The organism is Streptomyces sp. CG 926 (genome assembly GCF_003148825.1).
Classification (GTDB): domain Bacteria; phylum Actinomycetota; class Actinomycetes; order Streptomycetales; family Streptomycetaceae; genus Streptomyces.
In genome coordinates this window covers 1,042,824-1,065,255 of the sequence record NZ_QGGZ01000001.1, presented here as the reverse complement: position 1 = coordinate 1,065,255, position 22,432 = coordinate 1,042,824, and the positions used below count along the sequence as shown (strand labels likewise).

Below are 22,432 nucleotides of genomic sequence, written 5' to 3'. Positions count from 1 at the left end.
GGCGTTCACCCGCCGACCCTCCCCGACCTCAGCCCCTGGAACAGGTTGAGGTGCTGGATGTTCCGGGTCCCCTCCATGAACTCGACCCCGCGGGCGTCGCGGACCAGTTTGTCGAGGAGCGGATGGCTCGGACGGGCGGCGGGGCCGAGCAGGTCGCAGGCGGCCAGCGTCGTCTCCTCCGCCAGCGCGCAGGCCCGGGCCTTCGCCGCGGAGGCGAGGTAGCCGTCTCCGGTCGCGTCCACGGCCGCCGCCGCCCGGTGCACCAGCGCCCTGGTGGCGTCGATCCGCCGGCCCAGCACCTCGATGCGGTCCCGGTCCTCGCCGAGCGCCCCGGCGTAGTGCTCCCGTACGTAGGCGTGGGCCGCGCCCGCGATGCCCAGGGCGAGCGCCGCGACCGAGGGCCGCAGCTCGTTGAACACCTGGAGGGAGGCCCAGATGCCGCGCCGGGCCGGCGACAGGTGCCGGCCGAGGACACGATCGCGGGCGACACGCACCCCGGTCAGGGAGACGGCCCCGATCTGGGCGCCGTGGATCCCCAGACTGTCCAGCGGCTCGGCGTGGTAGCCCTCGCTCTCCGTGTCCACCAGGACGGCGGTCACCCCGAGCGGGCCGGGCCGGGTACGGGCGAACACGGCCGCGTACCGGGCACGGGCGGCATTGCCGACGTACCGCTTCGTACCGGTCAGCCGCAGCTCGCCGGCCTCCTCCCGCAGGGCGGTGCCGAGCGCGGAGGCGTCCGATCCCCGTTCGGGCTCGGTCAGTGCGAAGCAGGTCCAGGTCGGGGCGGCGTTCATCCGGCCGAAGAACCACTCCTGCTGCTCCTGGTCGCCGAGCTTGGCCACCAGGACACCCGACATGGACGGCCCCGGCGCGGCCAGGGTCATGCCGATGTCGCCGGCGGCGAACTCCTCCAGGACCACGGCCCGTTCCAGGCCGTTCGTGCCGTCGAACCGGTACGGACCCACGGTCGGCGCCTCGGCCGCGAACGCGGGGGGCACCCCGAAGGTGCTCAGGCAGCGCACTCCCGGCAGATCGAGACAGTCCTTGATCAGCTCGGGATCCCGGTCCAACTCCAGCGCGGCGGCGCGGAAGTCGGCCGCCCACTCACGGGCCTGGCCGCGCAGGGCGGTCAGCCTGCCGTCCAGTACGCTCACCGGTCCTCCTTCGCGGGGTCGTGGACGTCGGCCAGCAGCTCGGAGGCGTCGGCCACCGCGCCCGGCCCGTCCGCGAGGTAGCCGTAGGCGCCCAGCAGCCGCAGCAGCGACCGCCCGTTGCGGGTGATCTGGCCGTGCACGTCCCGCAGGAACGGCCCCCGCACCGGAGCACCGGAATCCAGCAGGGCGGACAGCTCCAGCTGCTGCGCGAGCGCCTCCGCCAGCTGCCCCTTGACCATCTGCTGCATCAGGACGGTGCTGTCGCCGCTGGGCCGGGCGGCCAGGTGCTCGACGCACGCGTCGCGCAGGCCCTCGGCCACGCCGAGCCGGAGCCGCAGCAGATCCGGCCCGTCGACGGCGCCGCCCCCGCCCGCGGGGGCGGTCGGCAGCTCATGGACGACCACGACCGGGCCACCGGGAAGCCGGTAGCGGCGCAGGACGACGCGGTCGGCCGCCCAGTCCTCGGGGAGCAGCGCGAAACCGGACCGTCCGCGGGGCGCCTGGCCCGCGCCCCGCCCGCCCAGGAGCAGGCGCAGGGCCGGCGCGAAGCCTTCCCGGCGCGCCACGTCCTGGACGGACGGTGTCGGCGCCACGGCGACGGACACCGCTCCGTGCTCCGTCGCGGTCATGCGGCCGCCACCGGATCGACTCTGCAGGCCGACAGGTCGCCCAGGACCGGGTCGTATTCGACGAGCAGCGCCGCGCTCCCGCCGGCCGCCGGCAGCTGTTCGGCCAGCGCGCCCAGCAGGGACGTGCAGGGGTAGCCCTGCGGCGCCCGCCGTAGCGAGCCCGGGGCCACCGGCAGCTCCCAGGCCGGGTCGATCCCCGGACCCGCCACCACCTCGGCGGTGCCCTCCGGGTCGAGCTCCCGGATCAGCTCGGCCAGCCGCCCGGGCACCTCCTGCGGGCTGAGCCCGGGGGCCTGGCGCACCCGGCAGTTGTCGCCGGAGGCCTCCAGGACCAGGACGACCGCGCCGTCCCCGGCCAGGCCGCGCGGCCCGGAACGCGGCACGTCGTACGGCATGAGCTGCTGGTCGAAGGCGAGGACCAGCACCCGCCGGAACCCGTACCGGCGGGCGTAGCTCCGGGCGAGCGCGAGCGTGCTGAACGGGGCCGTCGGCCCCTGGTCGGCGACCCCCAGGAGCAGCGGCCGGCCGGGCAGGCGCTCCGTCAGTGTGGGCGCGGTCAGCACGGTCGGCAGGAGGTCCGGTGTCGAGTAGGCCAGGATCACGAGGTCGGTCTCGGGCTGCTCGCCCAGTTCGGCGAGGAGCGCGGCACCCATGTCCTCGAACGTGTTGCCCACCGCGGTGTCGAGGAGCTCCTCGTGGAGGGCCACCCCGGCGTGCCCGGTGTGGGTTGGGAAGAACCGTCGCTCGGCGTCCTGGCCGAGCGCGGTGACTCCGGCGCCGAAGTTCCGGTGGACGGCCCGGGTCACCGAGAGCCCCGTGGAAGGGGCCGGCCGCGTCCCGGCTCCGGCCTGCGGCTCCGCTGCGAGGGGCATGATCAGCGGCCGAGTTCGGTGGTGATGAAGTCGGCGAGCGACCGCACCGTGGCGAAGTGGCTCATCTCGAGCTCGTCGGTGTCGAACTCCCCGTCGAGCAGCTCCTCCAGGCGCAGCAGCAGGTCGAGCACGCCGGTCGAGTCCAGGCCCAGGGTCGCGAAGAGCTCCGTATCGGGGGCGAGGTCGCCCAGGTCGCGCTGGAGGACGGCCTCGAGGGCCTCGGTGATCGCGTTGATGACCTGCGGGCCGGCCGTGGTCTCGATGATCTCGGTCATGTGGATAGCGCCCTTTCGCGGCGTCGGTGCGGTGGTCGGGGAAGGCGGAGGGAGGCGGAGGGAGGTGGAGGGAGGTGGAGGGAGGCGGCCGGGCTAGGAAGCGGCCGGCGGCAGCTCGATCAGGCGCTGCTTGGCCAAGAGGTCCTCGGCGCTGTCGGCCGAACGCACCAGGTGCGCGCGGCCGTCGTGGACGAGGACCTCGGCCGGGTAGCCGTGGCTCAGGAAGTTCACGGGCGAAGCGGTCGGGCCGTAGGCCCCGGACCGCTCGACGCCGATGAGGTCGCCCTCGCGCAGCGGCGGGAGGCTGACCTTCTTGCCCAGGGTGTCGTTGGGCGTGCACAGGGGACCGGTGATGTTCCAGGTCTCCGTGGCGGGCTCGTCGTAGCGGTTGAGCACCCGGATGGGGAAGTTGCGCTTGACGAAGGAACCGATGCCCACGGCGGCCATGTGGTGGTTGGTGCCCCCGTCCGCGACGGCGAAGTTCTCGCCGAGCGAGCTCTTCGTGTAGCGCACGCGGGTCACGTACGTCCCGCTCTCGGCCACCAAGTAGCGGCCCAGCTCCATGACCAGCCGGGTCTGCGGGTGGGTCCGCGCGAAGGCGTCGAGGACCGGATTGACGGCCTCCGCCAGCACCCCGAGGTCCAGGTCGCGTTCGCCCTCGAAGTAGGAGACGCCCAGGCCGCCGCCGACGTCGACCAGTTCCAGGTCGAAGGCGTGGTGGTCCGCGATGCGCACGGCCAGTTCGAGGATGCGGCGGGTGTTCTCCACGATCGCGTCCTCGCTGAGGATGCGCGTGCCCATGTACGCCTGTACGCCCATGAGCCGGACGTGGTCGTACTGCTTGCCGAGCGGTCCGGCGGCGAGCAGCTGAGCCTCGTCGATGCCGAACTGGCGGGGCTTGCCGCCCATGGTGAGGCCGGACCCCTTGACCGCGAAGCTGGGGTTGACGCGCAGGGCCACCGGGGCCACCACACCCAGCTCCGAGGCGAGTTCCTCGATCAGGTCCAGCTCGGGGAGCGACTCGCAGATGATCGCGTAGATGCCCTGGGTGAGGCACTCCGTCAGCTCGGCGCGGCTCTTGCCCGGACCGAGGAACATGATGTCGCGGGGCTGTACGCCGGCCCTGCGGGCGGTGAGCAGCTCGGCCATCGAGGAGACCTCCGCCCGGGCGCCGTGCGCGTGGAGCAGCGCGCAGACCGAGACGTTGGGGTTGGACTTGAGCGAGAAGAAGATCTCCAGGCGGGGGTGCAGCAGCTCGCGCAGGGTGGTGATCCGCGAGCGCAGGGCCTCGCCGTCGTAGAGGTACAGGGGCGTGCCGAACTCGGCGGCGAGCTCGGTGATCCCGAGCCCCTGCACCCGGAACTCGGCTGACTCGTCTGTCATGTGTGACCTTTTCACTAAGGGGTGTCCTGGACCCGGGAGGCGTCGAGCGCCCCGCCCGGTCCGAGCCGCTCCGTGACGGCTGCGTCCAGCGCGGCGAGCTGCTCCGTCGAGTCGCCCGTGATCAGGCCGTAGAGGCGGCCGTTGAACGGGGTGCCGGAGGCCGCACCGGCGTTGACGGTGGCGTAGTTGTTGACGACCAGTCCGCTGCCGCCCGGACGGTCCAGGAGCAGACCGGCGAGCACGTGCCGCAAGGTGTCGAAGGGCAGCGCGCGGTCGAGGACCAGGGGGTAGTGGCGGGCGAGGGCCAGCTGACCCTCGCCGAGCAGCTGCTCCTGCAGCCGGGCCTGGTACGTCGACATGTTGTTGCGGGCGTTGATCTCGATGACGGGGTACACCCCGCCGTCGGGGTCGAGCATGGCGTCCACGCCGACCACGCCGAAGAAGCCGTCGTCGGCGAGCCGGCGGCCGAGGAGCCCGGTGGTCCGGTCGATCACCTCGTGCTGCTCCGCCGTCAGCCGCGGCGGGAAGCGGTGCCCCTTGTGGACGCCGCCCTCGGTGATGGCTTCCTTGACGAAATCGAGGCGCACGGTACCGTCCCGCGCGATGGTGAACTGGTAGTTCAGGTCGGTGGCCTTGGCCACCTTCTCCTCCAGGACGAAGGCGATGCTCTGTGCGCCCGCCTTGCGCGCCGAGTTCGCGATCATGCGTTCGAGCCGCTCCAGCCGACGGGTGCTCTCGATCTCCGAGATGCCCTTGCCGGAGACCCCGAAGGCCTCCTTGACGAGGATCGTGGTGCCCGAGTCGAGCAGTTCGGCGGCGGCGACGACGGCGGTGCGCAGTTCGTCGAGGCTCTCGCAGGCCCAGCCGCGCGGCTGGCGCAGTCCCAGCTCGTCGGCGACGCGGCTGCTGTAGACCTTGCTGTTGACCGACTTGCACAGGTCGGCGGCGGGCGCGGCGAGGGCGATGCCGGCCTTCCCGGCGAGGTCCTCCTCCCACTCCGAGACGCCGTGCGGGGACAACAGGGCGCCCTGCGCGCCGAGCTCGGCCAGGACGGCCAGCAGCCGGGAGTCGGCCAGGGCGTCCTGGGTGACGGTGTTCCCGGGGTCCTGACCGCGCACCACGTGCACGGTGGGGAGGCCGAGACCCAACTCGCGGAGGTAGGCCAGGTAGCCGGGGTCGGGATCGGTCTTGAGGACGACGTGGTCGTCGACGTCGCCGAGCAGCAGCGCGAACTCGTCCATGCGGTTGACCACGGCGGTGTTGCCGGCGGAGGACACCCGGGGCAGCCCGATCTCACCGCGGGCCCACTGCTCCTCGACCTCGAAGTTGCCCAGGAAGACCAGGGAGCCCGCAGGGTCCCCGGCCACCGCGGTCTTCAGCCGCCGGTTGAATTCCGTGCCGGTCACCGCAGGCCTCTCTCTCGCTGTGCGTTCACGTCAGTGCTCCAGGACCATCGCGGCGAAGCTCGCGCCGAGCCCGACCGAGACCATGAGGTAGCGATCGCCGGGGTCGAGCCTTCCGAGCTCGGTCACGGTCGCGTAGTTGATGAAGGGGTCCGCGCCGAAGCAGTGCCCGGTCTGCGGGATGTTGTCCAGGAAGATCCGCTCCACCGGTACACCGAGCCGGTCGCTGAGCCTGACCCAGGCGATCCGGTTGACGTTGTGGGGGAGCACGAGGCTGATGTCGTCGGCCGTGAGGGAGGCCTGGTCCAGCGCGCTGCCGACGACCTCCATGAGCACGTCGGCGTACATCTCCCGGAACCGGACGAAGGCCTCGTCCGGCATGACCAGGCCGGGGTCGCCCACCGACACGGTCCGCGTGGCGAAGCCCAGTACCCGGTCGCCGGTGCCGTGGGCGGAGACCAGCACCGCCGCGGTTCCCTCGCCGGTGATGCCCATGCCGCCGAGGACCTGCGAGACCTGGCCGTGCGCCTTCTCCCCGACGAGGACCAAGGCCAAAGCCTCGGGGTCCTCCTCCTCCGCCAGCAGCATGCCCGCCACGTCGACGGCGAGCAGGCCCGAGGCGCAGGCCTGTTCGGTCAGGGCGAAGGTCTTGGCGCGGCGCAGGCCGGCCTCGCGGCGCACCTCGTGCAGCGGGCTCAGCGGGTAGGGCGAGGTGAACCGCTGGGTCCGGGGCCGGATCACGTAGCGGACCCGGTCCTCCTGGCCCTGCAGCAGGGACAGCTTCCGGACGGCGGTCAGCAGGCTCTCGGTCTCGGACTCCGTGTCGTCCCAGCAGATCTCCGACAGGCCGAAGCCTCGTCCGTAGCGGCGCAGTTCCGTGTCGGTCAGGCCCAGGGCCTCCTGGCGGCTCGTGATGGAAACCCGGGTGGGCCAGTGGGCCGATACTTCGGTCAGTGAGGTCACGGCTGGCCGGCTCCTCTCAGCGCAGTCATGGAAGAACAGGTCGGCGCCGAGCGCTGAACGCGGACCACCGTTGTCGCAACCGGCCGTGCGATCCCCGCGCATACCTGATCCCCCGGGCCTTGAGCTCCAGGGGACGCTGATCAAGTTAGTGGGCCGAATTGACACGCTGCTGACCGAGCGCTGACGGGAAACGATCGGCTGGGATCGAACGCTTTCCGTGCGGGGCGCTGCGGCATCGCCACGGGATGTTCACACGAACTTCTCTACTGACAACGGGACATGGTCGGCTACTCTGCGACAGCTCTCCGCATGGCGCAGCCCGGGTCCGTGTGCACTCCGCGATTCCGGGGCTGGTCCTTCAGAGCGGGTGCGCCGGCCGGTCGTCGGGCGACCGACCCTCGCCGCGGCCCGTGTCATGGCGCCGGAGCCCATTCCAGAATTCTCAGAGGTGAGGAAAACTCATGTCCCAGGAGAGCCTGCTCTTTCTCAGCCGACCGGCCGTACGCGCCTGCCTGGACAAATTGGACCCGGTCGAGGTCGCCGCGGACGTCCTGCGGATTCAGGCCGCCGGGCGCGCCGAGATCCCGGCCGAGGGCTACCTGCCCTGGACCAACGGCGACGGTGCCTACAGCCGCGCCATCGCGATGCTGGGCGCCCTGCACCGGGAGGAGGGCCCGGTCTACGGCATGAAGCTCATCAACGCCGCGGTGAACAACCCCTCCAAGGGGATCGAGCGGGCCGGCGGGCTGAGCTTCGTCTTCGATCCCGAGACCGCCCGTCCCGTGCTGATGGCGGAGGCCGGCTACCTGAGCGCCGTCCGTACCGCCGCGTACACGATGGTCAGCCTGCGGACGGTCGGGCCGCAGGACTGGGACGGCATCACGCTCATCGGCACGGGAGCCTTGGCCCGCGCGCACCTGGACCTGCTCGTGGGCGCCTTCCCGGAGGTGCGCAGGGTGGTCGTCTTCGACCTGTCCGCCGCGCGCGCGGCGGAGTTGGTGACCTGGGCGGGCGAGGAGCATCCGCAGCTCACGGTCACGGTCGCGGCCACGGCGGCCGAGGCCATCGGGGCCACGCCCGTCACGGTCACGCTGACCACGAGCAGCGAACCGTACCTGCGTGCCGCCCTGTTCGCCCCGGGGAGCTTCGTCGCGCACGTCTCCCTCGGCGACCTGACCGAGGAGGTCTTCCTCGGCGCGCAGGCCGTCTACGGGGACGACCTCGACCTGATCGAGGAGAACCCGCGGCGGATCCTCGGCAGTCTGCTGCAGGAGGGGAAGGTGACCCGGCCGGACACGGCGGGTGCCCCCGAGCGCGGAGCGGGCCGGTCCGTCGAGGGGACGCTGGGCCAGGTGCTGCTCGGTCAGATTCCGGCCATCCGGCCGACGGACGGCTACGTGGTGAGCAATCCGTTCGGCATGTCCATCCTCGACGTCGGGCTGATCGACGCGGTCCACCGCACGGCGCTGGAACTGGGTGTGGGGCAGCGGCTCGACCTGCTGTGATGCCGCCGGGGGCGCCCGCTCTCGGGCGCCCCTCGGGGTCGGCCGGCCCGCACGGCGAGGGAAGCCCCCTCGCTTTTGGCGGTTTTCGGCCAAGCGGGGGAGTGGATTCAAGCAGGGTGCTTCTTTATCCAAATGCGGGAAGTCGCACCCGCGTCGGGCGTGTTAGGTTGCAGCCCGGGGAATTGAGGCGTGGGAACCGGAACGGACATATCGCGACCGGCCGGACGCGGTGAAGTCCGGTATCCGTTCCTGGCGCAAGCGGTGTCCGGGGGGACTTCTTGCGCACAACCTTGCGGTTTCGTACATCTCGCAGCATCATCTGCCCCCTCCGTGAATCCCCCGGATTCCCTCCGGTGCTCGCCCTCGGGTGAGTTCCGGAATAGGGAATGAACATCGACCATTCAGTGATCGAAGCTGTGGGACGGGGACCAGTGATAACTTACCGACCGGTAGATGTGCGATTCTCGATAGAGCTGCTCGGATCGACGCAGGTCACGGTGGGGAACCAAACGCGTGGCCTGGGGGCGAATCGCGTGCGAACACTCCTGGCGGTTCTGGCATTCACACCCGGAGAGGTCGTATCGGTCGACCTCCTGATGGAGGAGCTGGCCACCGACCAGGACTCCAAGAACCCGAAGAACGCCCTCCAGGCCAACATGCGCCGGCTCCGGACCTCCCTCGAGGAGATGACCGGTGTGCCCGGCAACCTGCTGGTGCGGACCTCGGCCAACAGCTACCTCCTCGACGTCCCCCGGGACGCCGTCGACGCGCACCGGTTCGACGACCTGGCCACCCGTGGTTCCGCACTCCTGCACGAGTCGCCCCACGAGGCGGCGCTGCTCCTGGACGAGGCGCTCCGTCTCTGGCGCGGCCAGGCGCTCGCCGATGTCGCGGGTGGACTCACCTGCATCGCCCACGCGAACCGCCTCGCCGGGCGCCGGCTGGGCGCGCTGGAGGACCTCTACGAGGCGAGGCTCAGCATCGGCCGGGAGGCCGCCGTCGTCAGTGCCCTGGAGCAGCTGGCGTGTGAACACCCCGAGCGGGAGCGGATGTCCGAGCTGCTGATGCTCGCGCTCTACCGCGTGGGCCGGCAGGGCGACGCGCTGGCCGTCTTCCAGCGGGTGCGGTCCTGGCTGAACACCGAACTGGGCCTGGAGCCCAGGAAGAGGATGAGACGGATCCAGGAGGCCATCCTCATGCAGGATCCGGCGATCGACACGGGCATGGTCTTCGCCGACCGATGACCGACCGATGACCGACCGGGACCATCAGGGCGCGTCCAGCGGATCGTCGAGGTACCGCTCGGTCAGGTCGATGCGCCCAGGGGTCTCCAGGGCGAGGGCCGCCGCGTAGCCGCGGCCCGGACGCAGATCGGACATGGCGATGGCCGGCGGGCCGAACTCGGCCTCCCAGTGCCTCAGTTCGGCCGGGCGGTCCGGCCCGGACACGGTGATGCCGCGCAAGGAGGACGAGAGCCCCCGGCCGACGGCCTTGAGGACCGCCTCCTTGCGCGTCCAGTACACGTGGTAGGCCGCCGGTCTGTCCCGCGGCGGTACAGCCTCCAGATCGAGCAGCTCCCGGGCGGACAGCACGCGCGGCGCCAGCCGTGCGATCTGCCGGCCGACGATCCGTTCCACGTCGACCCCCGGCTCCGCGTGCTCGGCCAGTGCCACCACCACGCGTCCGCCGGAGTGGGAGAGCGAGAACTTCACCGCCGCGCCGGGGACCCACGGCTTGCCGTGCGGGCCGCCGCAGTGACGGCAGCGCCGGTCGAACCGTACGAGATCCGGGGCGACACCGGTGGCGCGGCCCATCGCGGTCCGGACCAGGGCGCGCGCCGTGGCGAACCGCGCCCGGTCGGCGGGCTCCGCGAACCGCTCGTACCGGGCCCGCTCCTCGGCCGACATGAGTCCGCGGATCTCGGCCCGGTCGAGCGCCGGCGCCCACAGCACGAGGCACGCGACCGACGCCCGCTTCGGCATGCGCTACGCCGCCTGGTGGCCGGTCAGCGTCAGGAACACCTCGTCCAGCGAAGGCCGCCGCTGGGCGAAGTCGGACACCGGGATGCCTGCCTGGTGCAGCGCGGCCGCGGCACTGGCGACGCCGGCCAGCCCGTCCTTGAGCCGGACGCCGAGGACACCCTTCTGGTCGTCCCGGGTCAACTCTCCGGTCAGCGCCCCGCTCAGCGCCGTCAGGGCCGCGGGAAGGTCGGCGGGATCGGCGACGGTGATCTCCAGGCGCTCCTCACCGACCCTGCGCTTGAGTTCGTCGGCGGATCCCTCGGCGACCACCGTCCCCCGATCGATCACCGCGATGCGGTCGGCGAGCTCGTCGGCCTCCTCGAGGTACTGCGTGGTCAGCAGGACCGTGACGCCCTCCGCCACGAGCTCCCGTACGACGGCCCACAGGTCGAGGCGGCTCTTCGGGTCGAGACCGGTCGTCGGCTCGTCCAGGAAGATGACCTCCGGGCTGCCCACCAGGGTGCTCGCCAGGTCCAGCCGGCGCCGCATGCCGCCCGAGTACTCGCGCAGCGGCTTGTCGCCCGCGTCGCTCAGCTGGAACCGGGACAGCATCTCCTCGGCCCTGGCACGGGCGGCCGGGGCGCCGAGGTGGAGCAGCCGGCCGAGCAGGACCAGATTCTCCCGCCCGGACAGCTCCTCGTCCACGGCGGCGTACTGGCCCGAGAGCCCGATCCTCCGGCGCACTTCACGGGGGTCCTTCGACACGTCGAAGCCGCACACCCTGGCCCGCCCGCCGTCGCCCCGCAGCAGTGTGCTGAGGATGCGGACGGTCGTCGTCTTGCCGGCTCCGTTGGGCCCGAGGAGCCCGAGCACGGTGCCCGCGGGGACGTGGAGGTCGATCCCCTTGAGGACCTGCTGGTCCTTGTAGTTCTTGCGGAGGCCCTCGGCCTCGATCGCCGTCGGCGCGTGAGCCGCCACGGGATCAGGCCCCGTGCTCGACGAGGCTCAGCGGGCGAAGGTCGGTCCAGTTCTCCTCCACGTAGCGCACGGCGTCCTCGCGCGGAGCGTCACTCAGCACCGGACGCCAGCCTGCGGGGACTTCGGCGAAGGACGGCCACAGGCTGTGCTGGTTCTCGTCGTTGACCAGCACGTGGAAGGTGCCTTCAGGATCGTCGAATGGGTTGCTCATCTACGTTCGTCCTGTCTGTTCGTCATGGTCAACTTCCTTGACCACTATGCTTGATGGGCACTGACGAGAAGCTGACGGACGGCTGATCGCGGGTGCGGGGCGCAGACCGTGAGGTCCGCGCCCCGCACCACCCGGCCCGGCCGGGTGGTCCGCCGTGTCCGGATCAGACGCGGGCGTCCTCGTCGAGCCTCTCCTCGGCGCGCTGCGCCTTCGGCAGGCGGCTGGAGGGGCCGGTCCGCGAGGGCCACCAGTTGGCCCGGCCGAGGAGCGTCATCGCGGCGGGCAGGACGTAGATCCGGATGATCGTCGCGTCGATGACGATGGCCACCGCCAGACCGATGCCGATCTGCTTCATCTCGATGAAGGTCAGCGTGCCGAAGGTGGCGAACACCGCGACCATCACCGCCGCCGCGCCGGTCACGACGCCGGCCGTGCGGGTGATCCCGTCCACGACCGCGTTCTTCGTGGTCATGCCGGCGACCACGCTCTCCCTGATCCGGCTGACCACGAAGACGTGGTAGTCGAGCGAGAGCCCGGAAAGGATCACGAACAGCAGGATCGGCACCCAGGACACGACGTGCCCGGTCGAGGTGAAGTCCAGCAGGTCCTCGGCCCAGTTCCGCTGGAAGACCAGGCAGAGGAAGCCGAACGAGGCGGCGACGGACAGCAGGTTCAGCACCACGGTGGTCATGGCCACGACCAGCGAACGGAAGGCGAGCAGGATGATCAGGAAGGTCAGCGCGAAGACGCCCCCCATCACCAGCGGCAGCCGGCTGTTGAGGTTGGAGGTGTAGTCCATGTCCTCGGCCTGCGCACCGCCCACGGCGTACTCGACACCCGACAGGCCCCGCAGGGCGTCCGGTACGAGGTCGGCGCGGAGGCGGGTGACGGAGTCACGGGCCGCTCCGGTGCCCGGGGCGGTCGGGGTGCCGGCCTCCAGGACCGCACCGCGGCCGTCCTCGGAGTACCGGATCCGGGGCGCGCTGTCCTTGGCGAACAGCGGGTCCTGCTGGATCGACTCGGACAGCTGGGTCAGCCGGGTGCGCAGCTGGTCGCTTCCGCCGGCCGGGACCCGTACGGCGACGGTGTCGGTGTTCGCGGTGGAGGGGAACGCGTCGACCAGGCGGTCGTAGGTCTGCATGGTGCTCAGCGAGCGGGGGAAGTCGTCGACCTGCGTGGCCTTCAGGTTCATGCCGAGGGCGGGCAGGGCCAGTGCCACCAGCGCGCCGACGGCGACGACGAGGGAGACCAGCGGGTGCCGGGTGGCCGGGCGGAGCAGGAAGCCCCAGACGCGGGGGGTGCCGTTGCGCTGCGAGAGCCGCCAGACGAGCGGGACGCGGGGACGGTCGACGGCCCGGCCGAGCTTGACCAGCAGGGCGGGAAGGACGGTGACCGCGGAGATCATCGCGACGGCGACCACGATGATCGCACCGGTGGCCATGGAGGCCAGCATCACGTCACCGGAGAGGTAGAGGCCCGCGGCGGAGACGATCACCGCGATGCCGGAGACCATCACGGAGTGCCCGGAGGTGGCGGCCGCGATGCTGACCGCGGAGGCCGGGTTGTATCCGTTGGCGCACTCCTCCCGGTAACGGCGCAGGTAGAAGAGGCAGTAGTCGACACCGACCGCGAGGCCCATCAGGACGATGACGTCCGCGACCATGCCCGGATCCGGCACGAGGTGGGAGGCCAGGGCCCACAGACCCATCGTCGAGGCGACGGCCATCAGGCCGAGCAGGACCGGAACACCGGCCATCACGATCGCGCCGAAGATGAGGAGCAGGATCGCCAGCGTCACGGGGACGCTGATCGTGGTCGCCTTCTGGACGTCCTTGGCGAGCCAGTCCTGGAAGTCGTGCTTGATGGAGGCGTCGCCGGCCTCCTCGATGAGGAGGTCGGGGTGCTGCTTCTGGGCGTCGGCGGTCGCCGTCAGGAGCGGGGTCACCCGGTCCGCGGCGGTGTCGGCGTCACCCTTCATCGCGACCTGGAGCAGCAGAACCCTGCCGTCCGTCGAGCCGATCGGTTCGCTCACGGAGGCGACCTCGGGGAGGGCCGTCAGCCGCCCGCGCAGCTCGGTGGCGGCGGCGGTCTGCGCGCCGGTCGCCTGGCCGGCGCGAGTGCCGATCAGGATGTTCTCCGAGGCGGGGTGGCGCAGTCCGTTCTCCTCGACGAGCCGGGCCGCTTCGGCGGACTGGCCGACCAGCAGATCCTGGTTGGTGGCTTCCTTGGTCTCGACGACAGTGCCGATGGAGAAAGCGCCCACGACCGCGACGAGCCACAGGAGGATGGCCGTCCACGGATGGGTGGCGCCCCAGCGTCCCATCCGGGAGGCGAAGTGACGATTGCTGACCGGCATGTCGGGATGTCCTTCGATCGGTGGTAAGAGCGGCGTTCGCATGTCGTTCCCTGGTGCTGGTGCTGGTGCTGGTGCTGGAGTCGGTGGTCAGTTCGCCGCGGCGTCGGCCGCGGAGTCCCGGGTGAGTTCGCAGGCGATCTCGAAGGCGGCGGAAGTGGGGCCGCCCAGCGGGCTGGTGACCACGAGGAGGCCGTCGAAGGCGGCCAGCCGGCGCTCGACCCCGGCCAGGCCGGAGCCGTTACGGGTGTCGGCGCCGCCGACACCGTCGTCGTGGACGGCGACGCGCAGGCTCCGGTCGGAGTAGCGGATGTCGACGGTGGCCTCGGAGGCCCTGGCGTGCTTGGTCACGTTGCTGAGCAGTTCGGCGACGGCGAAGTACGCGGCGGACTCCACCGGGGCCGGCAGCCGGCCGGGAACCGAGCCGGTGACGTGGATCCGCATCGGGAGTTCGAGGGTGAGGGTGCGGACGGCGTCCACGAGACCGCGGTCGGCGAGGACCGGCGGGTGCACGCCGTGGACCAGGTCGCGGAGTTCGTTCAGAGCCTTGGTCGAGTTCTCCTTGGCCTCGGCGAGGAGGGCACGGACGGCCTCGGGGTTCCGCTCGATCAGCGACTCGGCGGCGGACAGGGTCATGCCCAGGGCCACCAGGCGTACCTGGGCGCCGTCGTGCAGATCCCGCTCGATGCGGCGCAGCTCGGTGGCGTTCATGTCCATGGCGTCGGAACGGGTGCTGGCCAGGTGCTCGACCCGGTTGCTCAGCGCGGCACGGGTGGAGCCCAGCATCAGTCGCACCCAGCGGCCGTGCAGCGGCAGCATCAGGCGCGGCAGCAGGGCCAGCCCCGCCGCGACCTCCACGAGGCCGAGCGCGGCCGCCAGGATCGCCGTGCTCTGGCTGTCCACGGGGATGAACGTGAACCAGATGCTGTTCCAGGACTCCGGCAGGCTGTCCCACACGAACGGCAGGCTCAGGCCCCAGATCCCGCCCAGTACGGCCGCCGCGGGAAGCAGCGCCAACAGGGGGCCGACCAGCGGGTTGACCAGGGTCCAGAGCAGGTCCCGCCAGGTGGCGCTGTCACCGAGCATCCGATGGGCCCGCTTCCACACCGGACCGGGCGCTCCGGCCGGCTCGGGAAGGTACGAGGCCTCCACCCGGACACCGGACCATTCCCCGGCCAGCCGGCGCTGGGTCCGGGCATCCTTGCGAACCGCGTTCAGCGCACCCGGCAGGAGCGGGATCCCGATCCCGACGAAGCAGAGGCACAGGACCAGCGACACCCACAGGAGCAACAGCCCCTCGTAGAGCGCCAGTCCCGTCAGCGCCACGCCCCGCAGGATCATCGCCGCGGAACCACCGAGGTTCCGGCCCGTCTTCTCGATCTCGCCCGTCCGTGCACTCATGTCCTGCCTCACTTCGCGCTTGCCGCCGTTTCGCTGTGTTCTCAGCATGGCGATCGTCCGAACGGATCTCAGGGGTGCTAGTACCCCTCTTGCCGATCGGCCCGGCGGCCCGCCCCCACGGGCCGTCCGGGCATGCCGTCCGCACGCCCGGACGGCCCGAGGGGGCGGGCAGGGCTGCCCCGTATCGTGAGGGCATGAGGATGTCCCGGAGCACCGCGGTGAGCGTCGACGCGATGCTCGACGACTTGCGTACGCTCGTCCAGGTCGAGTCCCCCTCGCGTGACCTCGATGCCCTGAGCGCGTCGGCCCGCGCGGTGGCGGCCGTCATCGAGAGCCGGTTGGGCGGGCGGGCCGTTCTGGTGGACAGCCCGGCGGGACCGCATGTGCACTGGTCGGGCGGCGGCGAACCCCGAGTGCTGATCCTCGGTCACCATGACACGGTCTTCCCGCTGGGCACGCTGGAGCGCCGCCCGTTCCGGGTGGAGGGCGGGCACGCGACGGGCCCTGGAGTCTTCGACATGCTCGGCGGTCTGGTGCAGGCCGTCCACGGCCTGGCGGCCCTGGAGTACCTGTCGGGGGTGGAGGTTCTGGTGACCGCCGACGAGGAGGTCGGATCCGGTTCCTCCCGGGCCCTGATCGAGGAGCGGGCCCGTGCCTGCGGCGCGGTGCTCGTGTTCGAGGGCGCGGCCGACGGCGGGCGCCTGAAGACGGGGCGCAAGGGGTGCGGCACCTTCGAGGTACGGGTCGTGGGGCGGGCGGCACACGCCGGGTTGGAGCCGGAGGCCGGGGTGAACGCGCTGGTCGAGGCGGCGTACCAGGTACTGGACATCGCGGCGCTGAACCGGCCGGAGCTCGGGACGACGGTGACGCCGACCGTGGCTTCGGCGGGAACCTCGGACAACGTCGTTCCGGCGGAGGCGACGGTGTGGGTCGACGTCCGCGTCGAGTCGGCCCAGGAGAAGGAACGCGTCGAGGCGGCCATGGCGGCACTGGCTCCGCATCTGGACGAGGCGGAGATCGTGGTCCGGGGGGCCGTGGGCCGGCCCCCCATGCCGGAGTCGGCGTCGGCGGAGTTGTTCGCGATGGCGCGGCGCCTGCTGCCGGGCATCGAGGGCATGGCGGTCGGCGGCGGCAGCGACGGCAACTTCACCGGCGCGTCGGGGGTGCCCACGCTCGACGGCCTGGGAGCGGTCGGGGGCGGCGCGCACGCCGACCACGAGTACCTGGTGGTCGACGCGATGGCGGAGCGGGCGCAGCTCGTCACCGGACTGGTGAACGCGATCCGCGACGGCGCGACCCGCTGATCCTGTCGTCGGGTACGAGCCCTGCGCCACGCGCCGACCCACGCGGGCACGGGCCGGCGATCCCTCCCGTCACTCCGGGCCGGCGCGGCCCGCGGGCGGCCGGCGGGAGCCGGTCGGGCGGTGCGTGCCTGGCACCTGTGGTGGATCCGGGGCGGACGTCCGGTCCGGTCCGCGCGAAGCCCGGTTCCAGCGCATCCGGGACCAGGGGAGCGCGAGTTCGGCCCGGTCCGTGACCTGGTGCGGCGTCAGGGATGCGACGGCGGCCGCCTCGTGGTGGCGGGCGTACACGCTGTCCACGTACCGGTGGCCGGTGTCGGCGGCGATGAACACGACCGTACGCTCCGGGGCCCGGGACCGTTCCCAGCGGGCGGCGAGGTAGCCGGCCCCGGTGGACAGGCCGGCGAACACCGCGTGCCGTCGCAGCAGGTCGACGCTCCCGGCCAGGGCGGCGTCGAAGGAGATCCAGTGGAGCGTGTCGTACGACGCGTGGTCGACGTTCCCGAACGGGATGGAACTGCCGATCCCGGCGATGATGATCTCGGGATCGGCGACGTGCTCGGAGCCGAAGGTGACACTGCCGAAGGGCTGCACGCCGACGAGTTCGACGTCGGGGGAGTCCTCCCGGAGATAGCGGGCGAGGGCCCCGGTGGAGGCGCCCGAGCCGACGCCGCCGACCAGGGTCAGGCCGCCCCGGCCCCCGCCGCGCCCGTCCGTCGACCGCCGGATCCGCTCCGCCACCGCCCGGTAGCCCAGGTAGTGGATGTCGTCGTGGTACTGCCGCATCCAGTGGTACTCCGGGTGCTCCGCGAGGATCTCGTGGATGCGCTCGACCCGCCGCTTCTGGTCCAGCTTCAGGTCCTCGCAGGGCTCCATCCGCTCCAGCGTCGCCCCGAGCACGGCCAGTTGGGCGCGGAGCGTGGCGTCGACGGTCGTCGAACCGACGATGTGACAGCGCATCCCGTGGCGGTGGCAGGCCAGCGCGAGGGCGTAGGCGTAGATCCCGCTGGAGCTGTCCAGCAGGGTGTCCCCGCGCCGCACCGCCCCCGTGTCGAGCAGGTGGCGGACCGCGGCGAGGGCGGAGACGACCTTCATCGTCTCAAAGCGCAGGCAGACGAGCCGGTCGTCGAGGCGTATCAGGTCGGGGCGGCCGATGGCCTCCGCGATGTGCTGGTCCACCGGTGAACTCCTCGGTCGGGAGGGAAGGGAAGGTCGTGAAGACACGGGTCGCGGCGATGCCGTTGCTGTCCAGGGCCCGCAGGCAGCCGCGGATCCGGTCGCGCAGGCCCGGGGCCGCGGGGTCGAGGAGCAGACCGGCCACCGCGCCGCTGTGCGCGATCTGGACCCCCAGGGCCCCGAGCCGCCGTCCGATGTCGGTGAGCGTGTCGAACTCCGGGTGACCCAGGAGCTGTTGGCCCAGCCGCGCGCCGGCGCTCGCGACCTGGCCCAGCAGGGCCGCGTCCCCCGTGGCCACGGCCCGCCGCAACAGGGTGCGCAGCCGCTCGAAGCCGCGCACGTCACTGTCGTCGTACGTGGGGACGGGCAGGGCGAGGGTGTCCACCGGCGCGCCCCCGCCCAGGACGCACCCCACGACGACCAGCGGCGGCAGGCGGGGGCCGAGGACCTCCAGCACCCGCCCCTCACGCTGGGCGAAGAGTACCGGGCGGGCGTCGAGCATCAGCGGGTCGCAGGCCAGTTCGGCGCGCACCGCCAGCCGGGCGACGGCGTCGGGCGCCAACCGCACCCCGTAGGAGTCCGCGACCGCGCGGACGACGGCGATGACATCGCTGGTGGAGCTGCCCATGCCGAGGCCGACCGGGATGTCACCGGTGATCCGCAACTCCCCTCCGCAGGGCGGCTCCCGGAGCCGCGACGCGCACTCCGCGACGGCGAGGGCCGCCGCGCGGGCGGCCTTCGTACGGTCGCCCGGGCGGACGGTGAGTCGCTCCGGCGGGGTTCCGGGACGCCGGGTGAACTCGGCCCGGCTGCCCATCCCGGTCATCGGCAGGGTGACCAGGCCGGCGCACCGGCGCCCGGTGGCGTCGCGGAAGACGCCCTGGAGGAGCTCGCCGTGGTGGCAGGAGGCCCGGCCGGTGCCGCGTCGGATGCCCGGCGCGCTCACGCCCGCCCCGCCGTCCGGTAGCGGTACAGGGTCGTCGGGTCGGCGCTGAACTGGGAGAAGGGGAAGGGCTCGGCGGACAGCGCGGTGACCCCGGAGCCGAGGAAGGCCCGGGCCACCGCGCTGCCGCTCTGCGCGTAGACGATCAGCGGGACGCCCCGGGTGCGGCAGCGGTCGAGGACGGTGTCGAAGGAGCCGTTGCCGAGGGTCATACCGGTGGCGACCACGGCGTCGGCGCGTTCCAGCACCTCGTGCATGTCGGTGGTGACGGGATCGCCCCACCGGGTGGCTTCGAGGTTGAAGTCGCACGGCAGCGGTACCCCGCCCCGCTCGCGGATCGCCGCGACCAGCGGGTTCACCACCCCGATGAGGCCGACCCGGGCGCCCGCGTCGATGTCCAGCAGCCCGGCGACGGCCGCGTCGCGGGCCAGGGCGCGTACCTCGGGGGTGCCGGCGGGGAGGGTGATCGGCTCGGCTCCGGCGTCGCGGTGGGGGAGCTGCCCGGCCAGGTACGCGTCGAGGGCGGCGATCCGCAGCGGGCGGGGAGCCTCGCGCAGCAGGAGGTCGAGTCGGGCGCCCGAGGCGTCGCGGCAGATCGCCGGATCGATCTCGCCGGCCTCGAAGGCGCAGCCGCCGAAGGCGCCGCCGAGCCGCACCAGGACGTACTGGTTGAGGTAGGTGGTGTCGCCGCCGGCCAGCCGGGTGCCGTGGTGGATCCAGAACGCGCTGGTCGCCACGAGTGCGCTGGGCGAGGGGCCGTGTTCGCCGGCCAGTACGGCCGCGATCAGGGCGTCGACGGTCGATGCGGGCGTGGGCGCGGGCGCGGGCGCGGTGGTCGGGAGGCTCGTCATGACGTTCCTTGTCGTAGTGCGGGTGCAGTTGTGGGCGCGGGTGCGGGTGAGGGGGCGCGCAGGGGGCCGCGGTAGGACACCGAGCGCCGCCCCCGGGCGTCGGTGGTCAGTTCGGCGTCGACCTCGAATATCTGGGCCAGGTGCTCGGTGGTGAGGACGGCGGCGGGCGCGCCGGAGGCGATCAGCCGGCCCTGGTGCATGAGCAGCAGCCGGTCGCAGTGGCGGGCGGCCAGGGTGAGGTCGTGCAGGGCGACCAGGACCGTCTGCCCGGTGCCGGCGAGCAGTTCCATCAGCTCCCACTGGTGTTTGACGTCCAAGTGGTTGGTGGGTTCGTCGAGGAGCAGGCCGTAGGGCTGCTGGGCGAAGGCGCGGGCGATGTGGGCGCGCCGGCGTTCGCCGCCCGACAGGCCCTTCCAGGAGCGCTCGGCGAGCCCGGTGAGGCCGACGCGGTCCAGCGCGGCCGCGACGACCGCCCGGTCGGTGGCGTCCGGGCCGTGCCACCGGTCGCGGAAGGGGGTCCGCCCCAGCCCCACGACGTCGGCGACGCGCAGGTCGGTGTCGAACCCGGAGTCCTGCTCCACGAAGGCGACCTCGCGGGCGATCCGGCGGGCGCTCCAGTCCCGTATCGACCGGCCGTCGTAGCGCACCGTGCCCGCGTCGGGCACGCGCAGGCCGGCCAGGCAGCGCAGCAGCGAGGACTTGCCCGAGCCGTTGGGGCCGAGCAGCCCGACCGTCTCGCCGGGCGCGATGTCCAGGTCGACCCCGCGGACGACGGGTCGGCCCGAGACCGACCAGCTCAGTCCTTCGGCGGCGATCCTCACCACTCACCCCTCCTGCGCAGGACGAGGAGGAACAGCGGTACGCCGAGCAGCGCGGTGATCACGCCGACCGGTATCTCGCGCGGTGCGAAGGCGACCCGCGCCAAGGCGTCGGTCCACACCAGGAACACCGCGCCCGCGAGCGCCGCGTGGGGGAGCAGCACCCGGTGCAGCGGACCGACCAGCAGGCGCACCCCGTGCGGGACGATCAGCCCGACGAACCCGATGGCGCCGACGGTGGCCACCGCCACCGAGGTCAGTACGGCGGTCACCACCAGCAGCAGCATCCGGGTGCGCCGTACGCCGATCCCGAGCGAGGCGGCGGTGTCCGTGCCGAACACGAGGCCGTCGAGGGCGTTCGCGCACAGTCGGGCGGCGACGAGCCCCAGCGGGGTGACGATCGCGCAGACCGTGACGGCGTCCCAGCGGGCCGGGGCCATCGAGCCCAGCAGCCAGTGGGTGAGGGCCCGCGTGGTGTCGGCGTCGGCCGAGGCCATCAGGACGAGCGAGGTCAGGGCGGCGAAGAGCTGTCCGACGACCACACCGATCAAGGCGATGCGTCCCGAGTCCAGGCCCGTCCGGTGCAGCAGCGCCAGCAGCAGGCCGAAGGAGAGCAGGGCGCCGACGAGGGCGCCGCCGGTGATCCCGAGGGCTCCGGCGGCCGGCCCGGACAGCGGCAGGACGGCCACGACGACGGCCCCGGCCGAGGCGCCCGAGGACACGCCGAGCAGGTACGGGTCGGCCAGTGCGTTGCGGGTGACGGCCTGCAGCACGGTGCCGCACACCGCGAGCGAGGCGCCGACCAGGGCCGCCATGAGTACGCGCGGCAGCCGCAGGTCCCAGACGAGCGAGTCCAGCAGCGGCGGCAGCGGTTCGACGGCCAGGCCCAGCCGGGCCCCGAGCACCCGGCCGAGGTCGCCCCACCCCAGCTGCGCGCTGCCGATGCGGGTGCTCGCCGCCACCGAGGCGACCAGGACGAGCACTCCGGCGAGGAACAGCCCCGCTCGGGCCGGCCCGCCGGACCGCCCGGGCCCAAGGGGTGACGTACTCACCCGGAGCTCGCGGGCGGCGGGAAGCAGCAGGTCCACCGCCGCCGGGTCAGCGGACATACCCGAGGTCCTTCATCCCCGCCGCCAGCAGCCCCAAGGCGTGCACGGAGCGTACGGAGGGGTCCAGTTCGATCCCCGGCACCTCGATGATCCGGTTCTCGCGGACGGCCGCCAGTTCGGAGACCACCGGGTCCCCGGCCATCGCGGCGCGCTTCTCGGCGGCGCTGTCGCCGGGCCGGCCGCGCTCGCTCAGATCGCCGATCACGATGAAGTCCGGGTCCCGTTGCGCGATTTCCTCCCAGGAGACCTCCGGCCAGTCCTCGGCCACGTCGTCGAAGGCGTTCGTCGCCCCGACGATCCGGCTCATCTCACCGGGCAGACCGGTCCCGCCGGCCACGTAGGGCATGCCGTTGAAGACGGAGTAGAGGTAGACGACGGTGGGTCGTCCTCCGTTCCGGGCGATGGCACCGCGGGCCTTCTCGCCCGCCTCGGCGACGGCGGCTCGCTGCTCCTGGACGAGCCGGCCGGCCCGCTCTTCGCCGCCGAAGGCCTTGCCGAGCTGCTCGTAGTCGGAGAAGAGCAGTTCGAAGGGGGTCTTTCCGGGCTCGCCGTGCTGCGGGCAGTCCACCGCGCTGACGAAGGTGGGGACCCCCACGGCGGCCAGTTCCTCGCGGGTGCCGGCGCGGTCCTTCGTGTAGAGGTCGGCCGAGCCCGCCACCACGAAGTCGGGCGTGGCCGCGCGCAGTTGCTCACCCGTGGCGATCTTGGGAGCGATGACGGGGACCTTGGCGTAGGCCTCCTGGTAGCGCGCGGGGATCTTCGTCTTGAGATTGGCCGTCCCGGCCATCCGGTCCTGGAGCCCCAGTTCCAGCAGGGTCTCGGTCGAGGTCTGGTCCAGGGCGACGGCGCGCCGCGGGGGCCGGTCGAAGGCGAGTCGGCGCCCGCAACTGTCGAACGCTGCCGTCCGGGCGGCGGGTTCGCCCCTGGGCGCGTGGTCGTCGGCGGGGGCCGAACAGCCGGTGGTGGCGAGGGGTAGGGCGAGGGCGAGGGCGAGAGGGATGCCGATCCGGGCGCGGTGGCGCATGGGTTCTCCGGTCTGGGAGGGACGTGGGTGTGGTCGTGCACCGGGCAGGAGTGCCGCGTTCGAAGGGTACTGTAATGGTTATCGTTTTCATTAACACCCTCGGGTCGAGGTTCGCCGAACCA

Annotated in this window: 21 protein-coding genes; 3 read left to right on the top strand and 18 right to left on the bottom strand. The window is 72.4% G+C overall.

Annotated elements, in window-relative coordinates:
• Nucleotides 1–5: 5 nt before the first annotated feature.
• The 7 genes from BCL76_RS04400 to BCL76_RS04370 all read right to left on the bottom strand — a co-directional run bounded on the left by BCL76_RS04400 (nt 6) and on the right by BCL76_RS04370 (nt 6,679).
• Nucleotides 6–1,154 (bottom strand): acyl-CoA dehydrogenase family protein, encoded by a 1,149-nt coding sequence (locus BCL76_RS04400; RefSeq protein ID WP_109778159.1) that lies wholly within the window; start codon nt 1,152–1,154, stop codon nt 6–8.
• The gene (locus tag BCL76_RS04395) at nt 1,151–1,783 is read right to left on the bottom strand and encodes a hypothetical protein (protein ID WP_109778158.1); all 633 of its coding nucleotides are present in this window, start codon (nt 1,781–1,783) and stop codon (nt 1,151–1,153) included. The genes BCL76_RS04400 and BCL76_RS04395 overlap by 4 nt, the downstream gene beginning before the upstream one ends.
• Entirely contained in the window at nt 1,780–2,655 is an 876-nt protein-coding gene (locus BCL76_RS04390; protein WP_109778157.1) for a hypothetical protein, read from the bottom strand. The genes BCL76_RS04395 and BCL76_RS04390 overlap by 4 nt, the downstream gene beginning before the upstream one ends.
• A 2-nt stretch (nt 2,656–2,657) precedes the next feature.
• A complete protein-coding gene (locus BCL76_RS04385; RefSeq protein WP_109778156.1) occupies nt 2,658–2,930 on the bottom strand; it encodes a phosphopantetheine-binding protein in 273 nt (90 codons plus the stop codon).
• 93 nt (nt 2,931–3,023) lie between these two features.
• Nucleotides 3,024–4,313, bottom strand: coding sequence for a diaminopimelate decarboxylase (gene lysA, locus BCL76_RS04380; RefSeq protein WP_109778155.1), 1,290 nt, complete (start codon nt 4,311–4,313; stop codon nt 3,024–3,026).
• Between the two features lie 14 nt (nt 4,314–4,327).
• Nucleotides 4,328–5,719: an ATP-grasp domain-containing protein gene (locus BCL76_RS04375; RefSeq protein ID WP_109778154.1), complete on the bottom strand. Its 1,392-nt coding sequence runs from the start codon at nt 5,717–5,719 to the stop codon at nt 4,328–4,330.
• A gap of 30 nt (nt 5,720–5,749) precedes the next feature.
• Entirely contained in the window at nt 5,750–6,679 is a 930-nt protein-coding gene (locus BCL76_RS04370) for a 3-oxoacyl-[acyl-carrier-protein] synthase III C-terminal domain-containing protein (RefSeq protein WP_109778153.1), read from the bottom strand.
• 461 nt (nt 6,680–7,140) lie between these two features.
• Here BCL76_RS04370 and BCL76_RS04365 point away from each other — a divergent pair, with 461 nt between their 5' ends.
• Nucleotides 7,141–8,184, top strand: a complete 1,044-nt coding sequence (locus BCL76_RS04365) for an ornithine cyclodeaminase (protein ID WP_109778152.1) — start codon at nt 7,141–7,143, stop codon at nt 8,182–8,184.
• A 533-nt stretch (nt 8,185–8,717) separates the two neighbouring features.
• Nucleotides 8,718–9,428, top strand: coding sequence for an AfsR/SARP family transcriptional regulator (locus BCL76_RS04360; RefSeq protein WP_258309293.1), 711 nt, complete (start codon nt 8,718–8,720; stop codon nt 9,426–9,428).
• A gap of 24 nt (nt 9,429–9,452) precedes the next feature.
• Here BCL76_RS04360 and BCL76_RS04355 read toward each other — a convergent pair whose 3' ends face one another.
• The 5 genes from BCL76_RS04355 to BCL76_RS04335 all read right to left on the bottom strand — a co-directional run bounded on the left by BCL76_RS04355 (nt 9,453) and on the right by BCL76_RS04335 (nt 15,088).
• Nucleotides 9,453–10,166: a 4'-phosphopantetheinyl transferase family protein gene (locus tag BCL76_RS04355; protein ID WP_109778150.1), complete on the bottom strand. Its 714-nt coding sequence runs from the start codon at nt 10,164–10,166 to the stop codon at nt 9,453–9,455.
• Nucleotides 10,167–10,169: 3 nt separating this feature from the next.
• Entirely contained in the window at nt 10,170–11,123 is a 954-nt protein-coding gene (locus BCL76_RS04350; protein WP_109778149.1) for an ATP-binding cassette domain-containing protein, read from the bottom strand.
• 4 nt (nt 11,124–11,127) lie between these two features.
• A complete protein-coding gene (locus BCL76_RS04345) occupies nt 11,128–11,334 on the bottom strand; it encodes an MbtH family protein (RefSeq protein WP_109778148.1) in 207 nt (68 codons plus the stop codon).
• A gap of 163 nt (nt 11,335–11,497) precedes the next feature.
• Entirely contained in the window at nt 11,498–13,690 is a 2,193-nt protein-coding gene (locus BCL76_RS04340; protein WP_109778147.1) for an MMPL family transporter, read from the bottom strand.
• An 87-nt stretch (nt 13,691–13,777) separates the two neighbouring features.
• Nucleotides 13,778–15,088 (bottom strand): sensor histidine kinase, encoded by a 1,311-nt coding sequence (locus tag BCL76_RS04335; RefSeq protein ID WP_181382424.1) that lies wholly within the window; start codon nt 15,086–15,088, stop codon nt 13,778–13,780.
• A 194-nt stretch (nt 15,089–15,282) separates the two neighbouring features.
• Here BCL76_RS04335 and BCL76_RS04330 point away from each other — a divergent pair, with 194 nt between their 5' ends.
• Nucleotides 15,283–16,392, top strand: a complete 1,110-nt coding sequence (locus BCL76_RS04330) for a M20 family metallopeptidase (RefSeq protein WP_375137878.1) — start codon at nt 15,283–15,285, stop codon at nt 16,390–16,392.
• A 69-nt stretch (nt 16,393–16,461) separates the two neighbouring features.
• On the opposite strand, the gene BCL76_RS04325 is transcribed toward BCL76_RS04330, so the two are convergent.
• From BCL76_RS04325 to BCL76_RS04300, 6 genes are read right to left on the bottom strand one after another with little or no spacing between them, the layout of a single operon-like run.
• Nucleotides 16,462–17,568 carry a pyridoxal-phosphate dependent enzyme gene (locus BCL76_RS04325; RefSeq protein ID WP_109778145.1) on the bottom strand — a complete coding sequence of 369 codons (1,107 nt, stop codon included), beginning with the start codon at nt 17,566–17,568 and terminating at the stop codon, nt 16,462–16,464.
• The gene (locus BCL76_RS04320) at nt 17,489–18,511 is read right to left on the bottom strand and encodes a GHMP family kinase ATP-binding protein (RefSeq protein WP_109778144.1); all 1,023 of its coding nucleotides are present in this window, start codon (nt 18,509–18,511) and stop codon (nt 17,489–17,491) included. Before BCL76_RS04320 ends, BCL76_RS04325 begins: the two co-directional genes overlap by 80 nt.
• Nucleotides 18,508–19,359, bottom strand: a complete 852-nt coding sequence (locus BCL76_RS04315) for a Rossmann-like domain-containing protein (protein ID WP_109778143.1) — start codon at nt 19,357–19,359, stop codon at nt 18,508–18,510. The genes BCL76_RS04320 and BCL76_RS04315 overlap by 4 nt, the downstream gene beginning before the upstream one ends.
• Nucleotides 19,356–20,180: an ABC transporter ATP-binding protein gene (locus BCL76_RS04310; protein WP_109778343.1), complete on the bottom strand. Its 825-nt coding sequence runs from the start codon at nt 20,178–20,180 to the stop codon at nt 19,356–19,358. The genes BCL76_RS04315 and BCL76_RS04310 overlap by 4 nt, the downstream gene beginning before the upstream one ends.
• On the bottom strand, nt 20,177–21,286 hold the full coding sequence (locus BCL76_RS04305; protein WP_109778142.1) for a FecCD family ABC transporter permease: 1,110 nt from the start codon (nt 21,284–21,286) through the stop codon (nt 20,177–20,179). The genes BCL76_RS04310 and BCL76_RS04305 overlap by 4 nt, the downstream gene beginning before the upstream one ends.
• Complete coding sequence (locus tag BCL76_RS04300; RefSeq protein WP_109778141.1) at nt 21,276–22,310, bottom strand: ABC transporter substrate-binding protein; 1,035 nt, start codon at nt 22,308–22,310, stop codon at nt 21,276–21,278. Before BCL76_RS04300 ends, BCL76_RS04305 begins: the two co-directional genes overlap by 11 nt.
• Nucleotides 22,311–22,432: the final 122 nt, after the last annotated feature.

Bases quoted from the DNA above. Each gene is read 5' to 3' on its own strand.
- BCL76_RS04395 (WP_109778158.1), bottom strand. From the start codon at position 1,783: ATGACCGCGACGGAGCACGGAGCGGTGTCCGTCGCCGTGGCGCCGACA.
- BCL76_RS04390 (WP_109778157.1), bottom strand. From the start codon at position 2,655: ATGCCCCTCGCAGCGGAGCCGCAGGCCGGAGCCGGGACGCGGCCGGCC.
- BCL76_RS04385 (WP_109778156.1), bottom strand. From the start codon at position 2,930: ATGACCGAGATCATCGAGACCACGGCCGGCCCGCAGGTCATCAACGCG.
- lysA (WP_109778155.1), bottom strand. From the start codon at position 4,313: ATGACAGACGAGTCAGCCGAGTTCCGGGTGCAGGGGCTCGGGATCACC.
- BCL76_RS04365 (WP_109778152.1), top strand. From the start codon at position 7,141: ATGTCCCAGGAGAGCCTGCTCTTTCTCAGCCGACCGGCCGTACGCGCC.
- BCL76_RS04355 (WP_109778150.1), bottom strand. From the start codon at position 10,166: ATGCCGAAGCGGGCGTCGGTCGCGTGCCTCGTGCTGTGGGCGCCGGCG.
- BCL76_RS04345 (WP_109778148.1), bottom strand. From the start codon at position 11,334: ATGAGCAACCCATTCGACGATCCTGAAGGCACCTTCCACGTGCTGGTC.
- BCL76_RS04340 (WP_109778147.1), bottom strand. From the start codon at position 13,690: ATGCCGGTCAGCAATCGTCACTTCGCCTCCCGGATGGGACGCTGGGGC.
- BCL76_RS04335 (WP_181382424.1), bottom strand. From the start codon at position 15,088: ATGAGTGCACGGACGGGCGAGATCGAGAAGACGGGCCGGAACCTCGGT.
- BCL76_RS04330 (WP_375137878.1), top strand. From the start codon at position 15,283: ATGAGGATGTCCCGGAGCACCGCGGTGAGCGTCGACGCGATGCTCGAC.
- BCL76_RS04315 (WP_109778143.1), bottom strand. From the start codon at position 19,359: ATGACGAGCCTCCCGACCACCGCGCCCGCGCCCGCGCCCACGCCCGCA.
- BCL76_RS04305 (WP_109778142.1), bottom strand. From the start codon at position 21,286: ATGTCCGCTGACCCGGCGGCGGTGGACCTGCTGCTTCCCGCCGCCCGC.
- BCL76_RS04300 (WP_109778141.1), bottom strand. From the start codon at position 22,310: ATGCGCCACCGCGCCCGGATCGGCATCCCTCTCGCCCTCGCCCTCGCC.